The organism is Bartonella sp. CE47NXGY (genome assembly GCF_042195415.1).
Lineage (GTDB): Bacteria > Pseudomonadota > Alphaproteobacteria > Rhizobiales > Rhizobiaceae > Bartonella.
The window spans coordinates 31,100-47,156 of sequence record NZ_JBHIOI010000006.1; the positions used below are offsets into that span (position 1 = coordinate 31,100).

14 protein-coding genes are annotated in these 16,057 nt (G+C 36.6%); 7 read left to right on the top strand and 7 right to left on the bottom strand.

Annotation, left to right across the window (positions count from 1 at the left end):
- Nucleotides 1–5: 5 nt before the first annotated feature.
- Together rpiA and ACFIL3_RS03660 are read right to left on the bottom strand one after the other, a co-directional pair.
- The gene (gene rpiA / locus ACFIL3_RS03655) at nucleotides 6–710 is read right to left on the bottom strand and encodes a ribose-5-phosphate isomerase RpiA (protein ID WP_375612139.1); all 705 of its coding nucleotides are present in this window, start codon (nucleotides 708–710) and stop codon (nucleotides 6–8) included.
- A 482-nt stretch (nucleotides 711–1,192) separates the two neighbouring features.
- Nucleotides 1,193–3,451 carry a ComEC/Rec2 family competence protein gene (locus ACFIL3_RS03660; RefSeq protein WP_375612138.1) on the bottom strand — a complete coding sequence of 753 codons (2,259 nt, stop codon included), beginning with the start codon at nucleotides 3,449–3,451 and terminating at the stop codon, nucleotides 1,193–1,195.
- A 111-nt stretch (nucleotides 3,452–3,562) separates the two neighbouring features.
- Between ACFIL3_RS03660 and gltX the strand changes: the two genes are divergently transcribed.
- From gltX to ACFIL3_RS03695, 7 genes are all read left to right on the top strand, one after another.
- Nucleotides 3,563–4,993, top strand: a complete 1,431-nt coding sequence (gene gltX, locus ACFIL3_RS03665; RefSeq protein ID WP_375613476.1) for a glutamate--tRNA ligase — start codon at nucleotides 3,563–3,565, stop codon at nucleotides 4,991–4,993.
- Between the two features lie 261 nt (nucleotides 4,994–5,254).
- Entirely contained in the window at nucleotides 5,255–6,550 is a 1,296-nt protein-coding gene (gene gltA, locus ACFIL3_RS03670) for a citrate synthase (RefSeq protein WP_375612136.1), read from the top strand.
- 707 nt (nucleotides 6,551–7,257) lie between these two features.
- Nucleotides 7,258–8,010, top strand: a complete 753-nt coding sequence (locus tag ACFIL3_RS03675; RefSeq protein ID WP_375612135.1) for a transporter substrate-binding domain-containing protein — start codon at nucleotides 7,258–7,260, stop codon at nucleotides 8,008–8,010.
- Between the two features lie 464 nt (nucleotides 8,011–8,474).
- Nucleotides 8,475–9,227, top strand: coding sequence for a transporter substrate-binding domain-containing protein (locus ACFIL3_RS03680; RefSeq protein ID WP_375612134.1), 753 nt, complete (start codon nucleotides 8,475–8,477; stop codon nucleotides 9,225–9,227).
- 79 nt (nucleotides 9,228–9,306) lie between these two features.
- Nucleotides 9,307–10,029, top strand: a complete 723-nt coding sequence (locus ACFIL3_RS03685) for an ABC transporter permease (RefSeq protein ID WP_375681845.1) — start codon at nucleotides 9,307–9,309, stop codon at nucleotides 10,027–10,029.
- Nucleotides 10,026–10,733, top strand: coding sequence for an ABC transporter permease (locus ACFIL3_RS03690; protein ID WP_375612132.1), 708 nt, complete (start codon nucleotides 10,026–10,028; stop codon nucleotides 10,731–10,733). Before ACFIL3_RS03685 ends, ACFIL3_RS03690 begins: the two co-directional genes overlap by 4 nt.
- A gap of 79 nt (nucleotides 10,734–10,812) precedes the next feature.
- Complete coding sequence (locus ACFIL3_RS03695) at nucleotides 10,813–11,586, top strand: amino acid ABC transporter ATP-binding protein (RefSeq protein ID WP_375612131.1); 774 nt, start codon at nucleotides 10,813–10,815, stop codon at nucleotides 11,584–11,586.
- Nucleotides 11,587–11,606: 20 nt separating this feature from the next.
- Here the strand turns inward: ACFIL3_RS03695 and lpxB are convergent, their stop codons facing one another.
- Genes lpxB through lpxD form a run of 5 tightly spaced genes read right to left on the bottom strand, consistent with a single transcriptional unit; the run spans nucleotide 11,607 to nucleotide 16,035 of the window.
- Nucleotides 11,607–12,803 (bottom strand): lipid-A-disaccharide synthase, encoded by a 1,197-nt coding sequence (lpxB, locus tag ACFIL3_RS03700; protein ID WP_375612130.1) that lies wholly within the window; start codon nucleotides 12,801–12,803, stop codon nucleotides 11,607–11,609.
- A complete protein-coding gene (locus tag ACFIL3_RS03705; RefSeq protein WP_375612129.1) occupies nucleotides 12,796–13,668 on the bottom strand; it encodes an LpxI family protein in 873 nt (290 codons plus the stop codon). The genes lpxB and ACFIL3_RS03705 overlap by 8 nt, the downstream gene beginning before the upstream one ends.
- 2 nt (nucleotides 13,669–13,670) lie before the next feature.
- Nucleotides 13,671–14,495, bottom strand: a complete 825-nt coding sequence (lpxA, locus tag ACFIL3_RS03710; RefSeq protein ID WP_375681846.1) for an acyl-ACP--UDP-N-acetylglucosamine O-acyltransferase — start codon at nucleotides 14,493–14,495, stop codon at nucleotides 13,671–13,673.
- Between the two features lie 24 nt (nucleotides 14,496–14,519).
- Nucleotides 14,520–14,987: a 3-hydroxyacyl-ACP dehydratase FabZ gene (gene fabZ / locus ACFIL3_RS03715; protein WP_375629629.1), complete on the bottom strand. Its 468-nt coding sequence runs from the start codon at nucleotides 14,985–14,987 to the stop codon at nucleotides 14,520–14,522.
- Between the two features lies 1 nt (nucleotide 14,988).
- Nucleotides 14,989–16,035: a UDP-3-O-(3-hydroxymyristoyl)glucosamine N-acyltransferase gene (lpxD, locus tag ACFIL3_RS03720; RefSeq protein WP_375612127.1), complete on the bottom strand. Its 1,047-nt coding sequence runs from the start codon at nucleotides 16,033–16,035 to the stop codon at nucleotides 14,989–14,991.
- Nucleotides 16,036–16,057: the final 22 nt, after the last annotated feature.

Consider the following 16,057-nt stretch of genomic DNA (forward strand, 5'->3'; position numbering starts at 1 on the left):
CTTTTCTAAAAATCAAACGGTTCTAAAACTTTTATTTGACCATCAGCCATAGCGACAATTGCACGTGAAGCCAACCCCAAAAAAAGGCCATGCTCAACAACACCAGGAATAGCAAGAAGTGCATCTGATAATGGTTTTGGTTGCAAAATGCAGCCCCAAAATGCATCAAGAATAAAATGGCCACCATCTGTTTCAAAAGGATTTTTTCCATTCATTCGCAATGCAATTTTTCCAGAAAGCCCTAAATCATCAGCGACTTTTTCAATGGCTCTGCATGTTGTGTGGATACCAAATGGATTAACTTCAATTGGTAGTGCAAAAGCACCAAGTCTTTTTACCACCTTTGTTTCATCCGCAATGACAAGCATTGCACGAGATGCCGACGCTACAATTTTTTCATACAACAATGCTCCCCCTCCCCCTTTAATGAGCATCATCTCAGGACCAATTTCATCTGCTCCGTCAATATCAAGATCCAGCTCAGGTATTTGTTCTAAAGTGCTAACAGGCACTCCAAACTTATGACAGAGTTGTTCAGAATATTTTGAAGTAGCAACACCAGTCACCCGCAAACCATCCGCAACACGCTCACCTAGAAGACGAATAAATTCATTGACTGTCGAACCAGATCCGATACCAAGCCGCATACCATCTTCAACAAACTCAAGCGCTTTAATAGCTGCCATTTTTTTTAACTGCTGAACATTCATGAATGACTTTGCCTTCTATCCGTATAAGCAGCATTTATCACCCCTATTACCACCGATAATAATGATAATAAAAGATAACCTCTTGACGCAATCTATTTAAATTGACCATCATCTCTTGCTTGAAGAGATGTTACTCGTTATAGAAATATATGATAAGAATAAAATAGAATAATCAACAATTATCTTTTTTATTTCTTTGAGAATATTTGTTAGCATTTTTCTCATTCAATAAGAATTTTTGATTTATTTTGTGCTATCAATAGGATGCACAAAGATGCACATATCAATTTTTTTGAAAAAATTAAAATGATCAGATATAAAAAATCATCCATTTCTAGAAAACTGTAGATTATTATCTCATTTCAATAACGTTGATAAACTTACCAATTTAAATACCGTAAAATATTATGAGAAAAGTCTTCTGTTATTTTTTGTTTTGTCATTATCCAAATGTGAAGCAAAATATGACTGATTATATGTTTTTATGAATGCTGTCTGTGCATATTCCATGGTCTATGAAACCCTAGCGAAGACCAAATAATATCTCCACCTTTGGTCATCATAACGCTTCCTCGTGATAACAATTGTTGAGGTATAAATACCATTTTTGCCTTCTTGTAACAAGTTGGATTATGCATCACAAATGTCTGAATGAGAATATCTGCCTCTACACATTGATCTGTTTCTCTCTGTAAAACGATCACTTTTAATCCATTATCCAATAAAGATGTACATACATGATAATCACAAATAAATTGTCCGTGCAACGAAGGACCATATTTTGTTGGTTTAATCGTTTCATTCACACGAAATGACTTTTTCCATATGGATGTCGTGAACTTAGAAATATGGTAACGATCAATATATAATTTTTTATCATGAATAACGCCCACGAGGCGCATATTATCTGCTATAATCAGTTGTACAGGTGAATGCAATACACAAATAGAAATACCTGCCAAAATAAACAAACTAAAAAAGAGCCGGATGGGTGTTTTGCAAAAAGTCAGTCCAACCAAGCCTATACTCAATAAAACTAACGCTGATAACGGCATAAAACCAGGATTCAAATCAGGAGAAATAGCCTTGATAGCATGTGCAATCTTTATTACAAGATCAACTCCAAAACCCATAATTTGAAGAGGAAGCCATTCGAATCCTCCTAACATTGCAAGAACTGCGATTAATCCAAAGGGAATGACAAAAATTGAGATGACAGGCAAAGCAAAAGCATTACTGATAATGCTCAACGATGCCATATTAGAAAAATGATAAGCAGCATAAATTCCACTTGCACTCCCTGCAACAAAGGAAGAAGCACATGTTGAAAGCATCGATAAGAAAACAAAATTTATCACTCCTCCTCCAACATAAGAGGGAGTTGTTTTTCTTTTACGAAAAAATGACCTTCCACTCCACCAATCAAAAAAAGCGATCAAAGCAGCAGTCGCAGAAAAAGACATTTGAAAGCTAGGACCTAATATTTCATGGGGTGTCATCGCTAGAGTTATCAACCCTGCAATGGAAAAATTACGCATTGTTATAGCAGAGCGATTACACAATATAGCAACCAACATAACAGCAATCATCACAAAACTTCTTTGCGCTGATATTGCTAAGCCCGACAATAACAAATAAAAAGCTGTTATCATAAAAGCAACGATAGCAGCAAATTTTTTACTGGAATAATAGGAAGAAAAAACTGGAAAAAATGCTAAAAAACTACGGATACTCAAAAGAACTATGCCGCTTAACAACGCCATATGTAAACCTGATATTGATAAAATATGAGCTAATCCAGCTGTACGTAATGCTTCATTTGTCTCATTTGAAATACCAGCACGCTGCCCTGTTATGAGGGCAGCTGCAACACTCCCCTTTTCTCCTTCAAGGGCTATACGGATTCTTTGTGTCATCTTCGTGCGTAAATTTTCAATTTTCTGTAGAATGATAGCGAATATTCCATCAGGCTGCGAAACGGATATTTTTCTTGGTTTTCCTAAATAAACGCCTTGTGCTCCAATTCTTTTAAAATAATTATGAAAACTAAAATCGTAGCCTCCTGGACGCACCGGCCCAGAGAATGCACGAATCTTAACTTTTCCATGCAATCCATCACCAATCGCTAAGCCAGATGGCAAATATCTTGCCGATAAACGAACACGATGAAGACTATGGCGTAATACGGGATTTTCTGTATTCAAAATATCCAAAACTAAACGAAATCCTCCTTTGGCACCTGACTCAATAGAAACAATTCTTCCCGTCAATGTAGTGACAATGTCACTGCTTAGCATGGGTGTTGCAATACGCCACGTTTCTATTTTTGCCGCTAAAGCACCCAATATAATACAAAACAGAAACCCCACGGGAATCGATATTTTTCGATAAAAACGTGCTACATAGAATATTCCCAGAAAAATACTGACCAACGCCCCCAATTGTCCCCAACTTGGTTCCCACTCTAAATGAAAATAGAAAATGATTCCTAGGGCAAAAAAGACTAAAATCAGCGAAAAAAGGATACCAAAAGAAACTTCTTTATTAATACAATCTTCTAACCATTTGCGAAAAAAAATGATTACTTCTTTTAAGAGTGTCAATAAAAAAAGTTTTTGTTGATTATAGCTACTGTTCTTTGCATCATCATACCTAGAAAAAACACTCTGCCCTATCTGACATGGCTTTTTTCTTTCTGTAACAGATTTTTCGGATAAACCCTCTTTACTTTTATAAAACATCAGTCCCCCACTTTAACTCGCAATACGGCTATTGCACGCCCCATCACTTATGCTAACATGACTTTTCTATAAAATTCCATAAGTAATATCTTAGTTTAAAGGAAAATATTCGTGTCTGTTATTACTCGTTTTGCCCCTTCACCCACTGGCTTCCTTCACATTGGTGGTGCTCGTACTGCTCTTTTTAATTGGCTTTATGCAAAACATACCGGTGGAAAAATGCTTTTACGAATTGAAGATACAGACCGAGAGCGTTCAACCGAAGCAGCTGTAAAAGCCATTATAGATGGCTTGCACTGGATGGGTCTTAGTTATGATGGCGCCCCTATTTCGCAATTCGAACGAGCAGAACGTCACCGCCAAATCGCTGAACAGTTGGTCAAGAATGGCAAAGCATATTATTGTTATGCTTCACCTGAGGAGTTAGCTGAAATGCGTGAAAAAGCCCGTTCAGAAGGGCGCCCACCACGTTATGATGGACGTTGGCGTGACCGTGATAGTTCTGAAGCTCCTAAAGGTGTTAAGCCTGTTATTCGCATCAAAGCCCCTCAAGATGGAGAAACGATTGTACATGATCGTGTTCAAGGTGATGTCCGTTTTCCTAATAAAGATCTCGATGACTTCATTATTTTGCGTTCTGATGGTTCGCCTACCTATATGCATGCTGTTGTCGTTGATGATCATGATATGGGCATCACACATATTATACGTGGTGACGATCATCTTACCAACGCAGCCCGACAAACGATTATCTTTAAAGCAATGGGATGGGACATTCCTGTTATGGCCCATATTCCTCTTATCCATGGTGAAAACGGTGCAAAATTATCAAAGCGACATGGTGCGCTCGGTGTTGATGCCTACCGAACAATGGGATATCTTCCTGCTGCTTTGCGCAATTACCTTGTCCGTTTAGGTTGGAGTCATGGTGATGACGAACTGATGTCACTTAAAGATATGATTTCTTGGTTTGATATTGAGGATATTAACAAAGGTGCTGCTCGTTTTGATCTCAAAAAGCTCGATTCCATCAACGGACACTATATGCGTATGAGTAATGATCAAGAACTTTTTGATGCCGCTCTTAATATTCTACCAGAAACCGATAGGGGAGCACAAATTATTGAAAGACTTGATGAAAAACGCCGTGTTCAATTTTTAAAAGCAATCCCGCATTTGAAAGAACGTTCAAAAACACTGTGCGAACTGATTGACAATGCCTCCTTCATTTTTACGCAACGACCTTTACAACTTGATGAAAAAGCTCAAATGCTCTTAGATAAAAATGGACGAACCATTTTAAACGATCTTTATCTTGCTCTGAAAGCTTGCCCCTCTTGGGATACAAAAACTCTAGATGAAACACTTCGCTCTTTTGTCCAAACACAGAATCTCAAATTTGGATCTATCGCCCAACCACTTCGCGCAGCTCTTACAGGATGTGCAACATCACCAGGTGTTTTGGATATTCTTATTTTATTAGGACGCAATGAATCTCTTCATCGCATCAAGGACCAACTTATCACAACAATATGCCCATGATGTGCACTGAGTATATTTCCTCAAATAAGGATCTATACAGATATCTCAACGCGCCCTAAAAGAGTTTTTTATGTTATATCATTGAAATACATTTCTTATTGAGTAATAATGATCAATAAGGAAATATTTTTAGATTGCATGTACTCACTTTTAGAGGCAATCTACCCTTAAATAAGTAAGAAAAGCTTCAGTTATACATCCCCCACTCTGATGAAGCAGAGTCTTAATTTTTAGAAGTGAAGGATCTGAAAGGAATACCGAATGTCTGAGAATAACGCATATATTATTGTGAATGATAAAAAAGTAGAGCTTCCCTTGCGTAAAGGCACGAGTGGACCTGAAGTCATTGAAATTGCTTCTCTCTATAAAAAAACCGATATTTTTACTTATGATCCTGGTTTTACTTCAACAGCTTCTTGTGAATCAAAAATTACTTATATCGATGGTGATAAAGGCATATTGCTTTATCGTGGTTATCCTATTGATCAATTGGCTGAAAAAGGAGACTTTCTCGAAAGTTGTTATCTTTTACTTTATGGTGAACTCCCAACACAGCAAGAAAAAAATGAATTTGATCGATGTATTATGCAGCATACCATGGTCCACGAACAATTTGCACGCTTCTTCCATGGCTTCCGTCGTGATTCTCATCCTATGGCCGTCATGGTTGCCTGCCTTGGCGCTATGTCTGCGTTCTATCACGACTCTATTGATATTACAGATCCTCACCAGAGAATGATTGCTTCTGTTCGTCTTATCTCAAAAGTTCCAACGCTTGCTGCTATGGCCTATAAATACAGTATTGGACAAGCATTTGTTTATCCACGTAATGATCTTAGTTATGCTGCAAATTTCCTCCATATGTGTTTTGCTGTTCCTTGTGAAGAATATAAAACAAACCCTGTGCTTGCTCGGGCGATGGATCAAATATTTACCCTTCATGCAGATCATGAACAAAATGCTTCTACATCTACGGTACGTCTTGCTGGATCCTCAGGTGCTAATCCGTTTGCCTGTATTGCAGCAGGTGTTGCATGCCTTTGGGGACCAGCACATGGTGGTGCCAATGAAGCATGCCTAAAAATGCTACAAGAAATAGGTTCTATTAAAAGAATTCCTGAATTTATTGCACGTGCAAAAGATAAAAATGATCCTTTCCGCCTTATGGGCTTTGGGCACCGTGTCTATAAAAATTATGATCCACGTGCAAAAATCATGCAAAAAACCTGTCATAAAGTTTTAAAAGAACTCAACATTCAAGATGACCCTCTTCTTGATATTGCAATAGAGCTTGAAAGAATTGCCTTAAGTGATGAATATTTTATTGAGAAAAAGCTTTATCCCAATGTTGATTTCTATTCCGGCATTACATTAAAAGCTCTAGGTTTTCCAACTGAAATGTTTACTGTCCTTTTTGCATTGGCGCGCAGTGTCGGGTGGGTGGCACAATGGAAAGAAATGATTGAAGACCCTGCACAAAAAATTGGTCGTCCTCGACAACTCTACACAGGCTATGCTATGCGTGACTATGTTCCTATAGATGAACGTGCAAATTAAAAAAAGAAATCAATAAAGCTTCAATTTACTGAAGCTTTATTGAGAGTAATCAAAAAACATCCTTTAAAAATTTTTATAAAACGTGATTTTAAAACTCTTTCTACAGAGATAACATCATCATAAAAATTTACTAAAAAATTCTAAGTTTTAGCTCTGTAAAGAAATTGAGAATACTCTTCTGCAAATTAGCCAAACATTTAGCAAAAAGAAATTGAAAATTTTACCTTATAATCCTCATTATCTTTAATGGAAATGTATTCCCTATCATTCCCCCATGTTTAAAAGCCTTATTACATATTAAAATCTAGCAATGTCAGAATTTTTCTTTCTATCTTCTTCAGATAAAATTGCAAAAAGCTTACATTAAGTGCTTCTCTAATTAGAATAAAAACACTTTTACATTTTGTCCTGTTAAAAGCTGAAATTTTCTTTGTATTTAAGTTGATAGTTTTTCTTTTAAAGATAAATTATTGATTTTTAAATAAAATTATTAAAAATCACCCTATAACCAATAAGAGGTGACTTTCTTTCCTATATTTTTTATTCCCATACTTTATAAAAAGAAATTATTTTTTTGATAATGATATTCAGCATAATGATAGCAAAATGAACACAGATAAATTTTTTACATTGCTCCAAAAGAGCTTACAGATTATAAAAATTCATGATGGTTTCATATTTGCCAGCTTATCTAATAGGAGAACATAATGAAATTATTAGCAGGAGCTCTTATAATAAGCGCGACACTGTTTACCCTATCGGCCAATTCTCAAACGCTGAAAATTGCAAGCGATGCTTCTTATCCGCCATTTAGTTATATTGACTCAAATAACAAACTGCAAGGGTTTGATATTGATATATCTTATGCGCTTTGTAAAAAAATGAATGTTGAATGTACTATTGTCACACAAGACTTTGAGGGAATGATTCCCGGTCTTCTTGCCAAAAAATATGATGCTATCGTTTCTTCCCTTTCTCCTACAAAAGAGCGCTTACAAAAAATTGATTTTACAGATCCTTACTACAACACAGCACTCGCTGTTATCGTTACCAAAAATTCGGAAATTAAAGAAATCTCAACACAAGCCTTTAGAGGTAAAAACCTTGGTGTACAATCAAATACAACACAAGCTGCATATGCGGAAGATCATTATGCCTCTGAAGGAGTTAATATCAAACTTTATCCTACAGCAACAGAAGTTAATCGTGATCTTTTAAGCCATCGGCTTGATATCATCATCTTTGATAAATTAAAAGCATTAAATTGGCTTGAAAATGAAGGAAAAGACTGCTGTCTCCTCTTGGGAACTCTAGAAGAAACAAATTTTCCTATTGCAATTGCACTCCGTCAAAATAATAATGATCTTAAAAACAGTTTTAATAAAGCAATAGAAGAAATCCGCGCCGATGGAACCTATGAGAAAATTATGAGAAAATATTTTACTTTCGATATCAATTAGATAGTACTATGAATTAAAACTCAATCTGTATATTTAAGGGGTATCTTTAACTCTTTATTGAACATGCAGGTATAATTGGAAATTCGGCATTTTTATAAGAAAATTTACATTTATCAAAATAACTTTTAATTGCTCCTTGAGATCTAAATATTTTGTAGAATCTAATGACAACAATAAGGTTGTATTTTTACCGTATCAAAATCTAATTTTTTTATGTTCAAATTTAATAGCCTTATTTTCAAGAAAAATCCTCAGTTTTTACTCATGAAATGATTCAAATCAATCATTTCGTGAAAATTAAGCTATCATACAAGCAATAAGATATTTATTCTTTTTTTATCAATAATGCCCAACATAATGATCTAAAATAAACATCAATAAATTTTTGAATTGCTCCCAAAAAGCTTACAGATTATAAAAACATAATGATTTCATATTGCCCGCTTATCCAATAGGAGAACATCATGAAACTATTAGCAGGAGCTCTTATAATAAGCGCCGCACTATTCACCCAATTGGCTGATGCGAAAACATTAAAAATTGCGAGTGAAGGCACCTATCCTCCCTTCAGTTATATTGACTCAAATAATAAATTGCAGGGACTTGATATTGATATATCTTATGCACTTTGTAAAAAAATGAATGTTGAGTGTACTATTGTTACACAAGACTTCGAGGGAATGATCCCTGGACTTATTGCAAAAAAATATGATGCTATCATTGCTTCCCTCTCTCTCACACAAGAGCGTTTACAAAAAATTGACTTTACAGATCCTTACTACGATACAGCACTGGCTGTTATTGTTACCAAAGCTTCGGGAATTAAAGAAATCTCGACAAAAGACTTTAGAGGTAAAAATCTTGGTGTGCAATCAAATACAACACAAGCTTTCTATGCAGAAGATCATTTTGCCTCTGAAGAGGTGAAAATAAAACTCTATCCTTCCACAATAGAAGTGAATCGTGATCTTTTAAATCATCGACTTGATGTGATCATTGTTGATAAATTACAAGCATTAAATTGGCTTAAAAATGAAGGAAAAGATTGTTGTCTCCTCTTGGGAACTCTAGAAGAAACAAGATTTCCTGTTGCAATTGCAGTCCGTCAAAATAATAATGATCTTAAAAATAAGTTCAATGAAGCTATAAAAGAAATCCGTTTGGATGGAACTTATGAAAAAATTATGAGAAAATATTTTACAAGTGATGTTTATTAAATATCAATATGATATTTTAATGAAACCCGTTGGTTATTGCTAAAAAATATTATCTAACTCTTTCATGAGGAATACAAGAATGATTGAAAATTTAGCATTGCTATCATTTAGCAATGGTGGATGGGGAGCAGTTATACTTTCCAGTGCAGGAATGACTTTGTCATTGGCATTATGTTGTGGACTTCTAGGATTTCCTCTAGGGCTTCTCAATGCAGTGATGATTCGATCCAATATTAAGATGGCCAAAGCTATGGCACGCCTTTTTTCAACGATATTTCGTGGGCTGCCAGAGCTTTTAACTTTGTTTTTAGTTTACTACGGATTACAAAGCCTTATTCAAAATTTATTTGACTATTTTAGTTTTGAAATCATGTTCAGTATCAATGCTTTTGTTGCTGGTGTTCTTGCCCTTAGTATGGTTCTTGCAGCTTTTTCTTGTGAAGTTTGGCTTGGAGCATTTAATATTTTTGATAAAGGTCAATATGAAGCAGCTAAAGCTTTAGGACTTTCACGGTCAACCACATTTTTTCGTATTGTCTTCCCTCAGCTCATCCGAAATGCCTTGCCAGGACTTTCTAATAATTGGCTTACTTTACTGAAAGATACATCCCTTGTTTCTACCATCGCGCTTGTTGACCTCATGCGACAAACGAATCTAGCTGTCGCTGCTACCAATAAACCCATGCTATTTTATTTTGTAGCATGCTTACTCTATTTGTTATTTTCAGCGGTTTTTACTGCAATCTTACGCCATTCGGAAACATACACTCAAATAGGCTATAAAAAGGTGCTAAGTCAATGATTCCTGAGTGGCTTTATTTTCTTTTTAATCCTGATCTTTTAAGTCATTATGGACCCAAATTTATTAATGGCTTTATTGTTACTGTTGAACTTGTTTCTATTTCTTGTTCTCTAGGCCTTTTTCTTGGTATGATTATCGCTTTTGCACGTCTATCAGAGAATACATTTTTACAATATTTTGCAAATGCTTATGTCTATTTTTTCCGTGGCTCTCCTTTATTAGCTCAACTCTTTCTTTTTTATTATGGGCTTGGTTCAATGAACAGTTTTTGGCAACAAGTGGGGCTATGGTGGTTTTTTCAAAACGCGTGGTATTGTTGTCTTTTTATTTTTACACTCAATTCTGCTGCCTATCAATCTGAGATCTTTAAAGGAAGTTTTCTATCCGTAACAACTGGACAACGCGAAGCATCAAAAGCTTTAGGTTTAAGCAACTCTGTCACATTTTTTAGAGTTATTCTTCCACAAGCAATGATTGTAGCATTACGCCCCCTAGGAAATGAGTTGATTTTAATGATTAAATCCAGTGCTGTTGCCTCACTTATTACTGTTTATGATTTAATGGGGGTTGCTAAACTCGCTTATTCACGGACTTTCGATTTTCAAGTTTACGTTTGGGCTGCTCTTATCTATCTCTTTATCGTTGAACTCATTCATCGTTTTATTGTTTTTATCGAGCAGCGCCTCACTCGATATTTACGGTAAATAAAATGATCATAAAAAACTTTACCAAACCAAAATGTTGAATTAATCAAGTTCTTCATCAATGAAAGAATAAAATAAGATGAATTTGAAAAATAATAAATCGATCTCTCCCAGTAAAAACCCTGTGATCTCTATCCAAAATCTAAATAAATGGTATGGAAACTTTCAGGTCCTACATGATATCAACTTTAATGTTCAAGCTGGTGAACATATCGTTATTTGTGGACCATCCGGATCAGGAAAATCAACGTTAATTCGTTGTATTAATCAATTAGAACAAGCACAAAAAGGTTCAATCTGTATCCATAACGTTGATATCCATACTGCACCTATACAACAGCAAAAAAATGTTCTTCGTAAGATAGGAATGGTCTTTCAGAACTTTAATTTATTTCCCCACATGAGCGTTATACAAAATTGTATTTTAGCACCTATGACCGTTCAAGGGCTTTCCAAACAACAAGCACAAGAACGGGCAATTCGTTACTTAACGCATGTTGGTATTGAAAAACACTGTGAAAAATATCCTTTACAACTTTCTGGTGGGCAACAACAACGTGTTGCGATTGCCCGTGCACTTTGTATGGAACCCGAAGTCATGCTTTTTGATGAACCAACCTCTGCTCTTGATCCAGAAAGTGTGGGAGAAGTTTTGGAAGTGATGGCTCGATTAGCCGATACAGGGATCACAATGCTTTGTGTTACCCATGAAATGGGCTTCGCACGTAAAGTCTCAGAAAGAATACTCTTTCTAGAAAATGGAAAAATTGTTGAAGATGCAGCCTCTGAAGAATTTTTTACCAATCCTAAAAGCCAACGTGCTTGTAATTTTCTTGCTAAAATTAAATATTAATCATTAAAATATTGCTTTATTTATACAATTTTATTCCTGCTTTTTAAAAGAGTGATAATTGTTTGTGCGCCAACAACCCCCGATGGTACTTCAGTTTTCATTTTCTGTTCTACCATCTCAAAGGAATCAAGTTGTGCCTGTCGCAATAAAGGATTAGCCAAAAGTTGTTCTACCTGTCTTGCTAACATGCCAGGACGGATTAATTCATTCAAATATTCCGAAACAATAGGCTTATCAGCAATAATATTTGGAAGAGCAGCACTCCATAACATCATTTTAGGAAAAATAAATAATTTAGAAAAGAAATCAAGTTTATAGCAAAGAACCATAGGAACTTTTGCTAAGGCTAATTCAAGTGAAACAGTTCCATGTGCAGCAAGAGCAACATTTGCTTGTGCAAAAGCACGCCATTTTTCATCTTCACCAACTACAATTTCTATCTTGCTTTTCCAGCCCTGCACAAAGTCCCGGATTCTATCTACCAAATGAGGTAAGGTTGGTAAAATAATACGTAAATGAGGAATACGTTGTACAAGAATCTCTACTGTTTCTCGAAAAATAGGCATTAAGGAACGAATTTCTGAATTGCGTGATCCTGGCAAAATAACTAATGTAGGCGATAATGTTTGTGTATCGATCAAATTTCTTTGTTCTAATTGGCTTTTTTTTTCTGACTGAACTCTCAAAAGGGGAGGATATGTCAAAAGACGATGTCCAACATAAGTCGTGGCAGGGCCTCCCAAATCTTGCATAATCTTTTCTTCAAAAGGAAAAACCGCTAAAACATGATCAACAAATCCACACATAGCTTTTGCACGCTCTGGCCTCCATGCCCAAACGGTTGGTGCAATATATTTAATGATAGGAATAGAAGGCGCTAAAGCACGTACCTTTTTTGCAATACGATGCGTGAAATCAGGACTATCAATAATAATTAAACAATCAGGTTGTTCTTGTGCAATAAATTTGGATAAATTGCGAATATGTAGCAACAACAATGGTAGTTTTTTCAACACCTCCTTTAAACCTATTAAAGCAATATCATGGGAATCAAAAAAGCTTTTTAAGCCTAATGCCTTTAAATGGCTCCCCCCAACACCAATCAAATGAATATTGCATCCTATCTGTTGTGATAAACAAGAAATTAGATCGGCCCCAAGTAAATCACCAGATTCCTCACCTGAAACCACTGCAATCTTTAAGAAACAATTATTCATGACCAAACTTTTCAAATGTCTCTATAAATAAAGAATATTTGTTGGCTTTTTCTATTGTTGTTTTCACTGATAATATTAGACTTCTATTTGCCTCCACCGCAACACCAGATAAACCACTCTTTGCAATATTCATTATTGTCGCGGGCCCAATTGATGGCAAATCAACGCGATTATCCTGTTGTGGTTTTGCGCATTTTACAAGAATGCCACCTTTAAGGGGAATTTGCCCTCTTTCTCGCATTTCACAAATACGCCACAACATATTATCAGTTCCCTCAGCGCCCTCTAGAGCAACCACCCTTCCTTGGACAACGACAACGGCTTGCCCGATATCTAATTGACCTAAAAGCTTTGCTGCTTCTACTGCTAAAAAAATATCTTTTTTCTCTTTTGGAGTAGCGCGCCGTACTGTTAAATTAAATTCTATGGGAGCTAAAAGATCTGGGACTATTTCGTGAGCACCAATAACACAAAAACCGTGTGCTTCAATAACCCGTATAAAAGCTTTTAATAACGCATCATCTCCCCTCTTCAAAGCTCCGATTAACTTAGGAAGAGCTAAAAATGTTGTCCAGTCCAGTCGCAATTGTTTAAGAAGTGGACGCTTTTTCACACCACCTGCCAAAACAACATTATATACACCAGCCTCTTTTAAAATTTTAACGAGTCGTGCTAACTCTACAATTGATAGCTCGCAATGCTCATAGCGATAAAGAACAGAATCTGCCTCACCATGCAAAAGCACAAGAAAAGGATTTTCTCCATTCTTCTCAAGAGTCTGCGCAACAGTAATCGGTAGAACACCATTTCCTGCTATAATAGCAGTACGGCCGGAAAGAAAACTTCTGGCTCCCCAAATAGGCATTTTTAATCCTTATGTTCTTTTATTCTAACACCTTCAAATTTTGGTGTGCAATAAAAACGCTTTCCTTCTTCTTTAATAAAATTAACAACTTCAGAAACAGAATGAGAAGAAGAATAGAAAGAAGCAACATCACTGACACGCTCTTTAAATGGTTTGCTATGATCAAAAAGCATAGCAACCGCATGACGGAGTGCATGAATATCTTGACGCTCAAGTCCTGCACGCTTCATGCCAATAATATTGAGTCCAGCAAGTTTTGCCTGCACACCAACAGCTGTTCCATAAGGTATCAGATCACCAACCAGTGCAGATACGCCGCCGATAAATGCATGATGTCCAACACGAACAAATTGATGAACAGCAGCACCACCACCAATAATCACATAATCACCAATAGTAACATGACCAGCAATCATTGCGTTATTGGCAAATGTTACATGATTGCCTACATAACAATCGTGAGCGATATGCGCATAACAAAAAAATTGGCAATTATCACCAACAACTGTCATTCCTACACTCGAATCGGACCCCCTATGCATTGTTACACCTTCACGAATCGTACAATTCTTACCAATAAAAAGAGTTGTAGCCCCTCCTTTATGTTTATTATTTTGCGGATCTGCCCCCAAAACGGCATGAGAAAATACTTTACTCTTGGCTCCTAACGTTGTCTTTCCCATTATTACAACATGACTTGTCAAACTACATTCATCACCAATAACAGCCTCTGAACTAATATGGCAAAATGGTCCAACGCGTACATTCTCACCAAGCTGCGCTCCCTTCTCCACAAGAGCAGTTGGATGGATTTTCGTACCGGACATTTTTAAATCCCCATCAAATATCGTTTATTCTTTTTCAACAATCATCGCAGCAATTTCTGCTTCAGCGACGCGGACATCTTCTACTTTTGCAACACATGAAAAACGTCTCATACCAGATCTTTTTTTCAAAAGCTGAACATGAATCTTGAGCTGATCACCAGGCATAACCGGCTTACGAAATTTCGCATTATCAACCGTCATAAGGTAAACTAAATTTGTTTGCTTATTGCCTAAATTTAAAAGTGCTATTGCTCCTGCCGTTTGTGCCATAGCTTCTAAAATCAAAACTCCAGGCATAACAGGCTTTGAGGGAAAATGTCCCATAAAATGTGGCTCGTTAATCGTTATATTTTTAATACCAATCGCTTCTTGTTCACCATCAATATCAACGATACGATCAATTAATAAAAATGGATAACGGTGCGGTAATATTGATAATAGTTTTTCAATATCGACAGCCTCTAAGTTTTTAGTTTTTTCACTGCTGATCATATCAGCGTTTCTCCTTTTTAACTTTTCCCATACTGCGCAATGCCGCTACTTCACGAAACCATTGTTTAAATGGTCGCGCTGGACTACCTCCCCATTTTTCGCCATCCGGAATGTCATTCATAACACCACTACGAGCAGCAATCTGAACAGATTTACCTATTATGATGTGATCCGCTACTCCCACACTTCCGCCAAGCTGAGACATATCCCCTATAGATGTACTTCCCGCAATGCCACATTGAGCGGCAATAAGACAATAGCGTCCAATTTTGACATTGTGGGCAATTTGTACAAGATTATCAATCTTGCTTCCTTCACCAATAACAGTATCTTGAAATGTTCCACGATCAATTGTCGTGTTCGCACCAACTTCTACACCATCCTCAATAATAACGCGACCAAGCTGTGGAATTTTCTCGATTCCAGAAACGCCCCCAACATAACCAAAACCATCTTGCCCAATGCAAACACCAGGATAAAGCTGAACCTTATCACCTATTATAGAACACTGAACTGTTACCTTAGGAGCAATATAGCAGTCACATCCAATACGGCAATTTTCACCGATAACAGCTGTGGATGAAATAAGAGTTCCTGCACCAATCTCAACATTTTTACCAATAACAGCTCCCGCTTCAATACACACATCATGTGCCAACTTAGCCGTTGGATGAATATGCGCATGCGATGAAATCCCCTTCTGCCCCAACCAAGGCATTGGCTTGACAGAATCTGGAAACAAAATACGACCAATCTGAGCAAAGTCACGCTGTGGTGTGGATGTCACCAAAATTGCCATAGTTTCGGGAACTTTAAAAACAATCTCATTCGTACACAAAACAGCAACAGCAGAACTGTCCAGTAAAGCATCAGAAAACTTCCGATGCTCTACAAAAACAAGCGAACCTTCCACAGCACTCTCAAGTGAAGAAAGAGTATTGATAACTTTATGAGAAAACTCTGGATTAAGAAGCTTTGCACCCGTCAACTCAGCAGCATTTGCAACTGTCAATCGTCGGGACGGCGTAAAAAAAAATGTATCCGCCATCAAAACACTTTCTCTCCCAGCT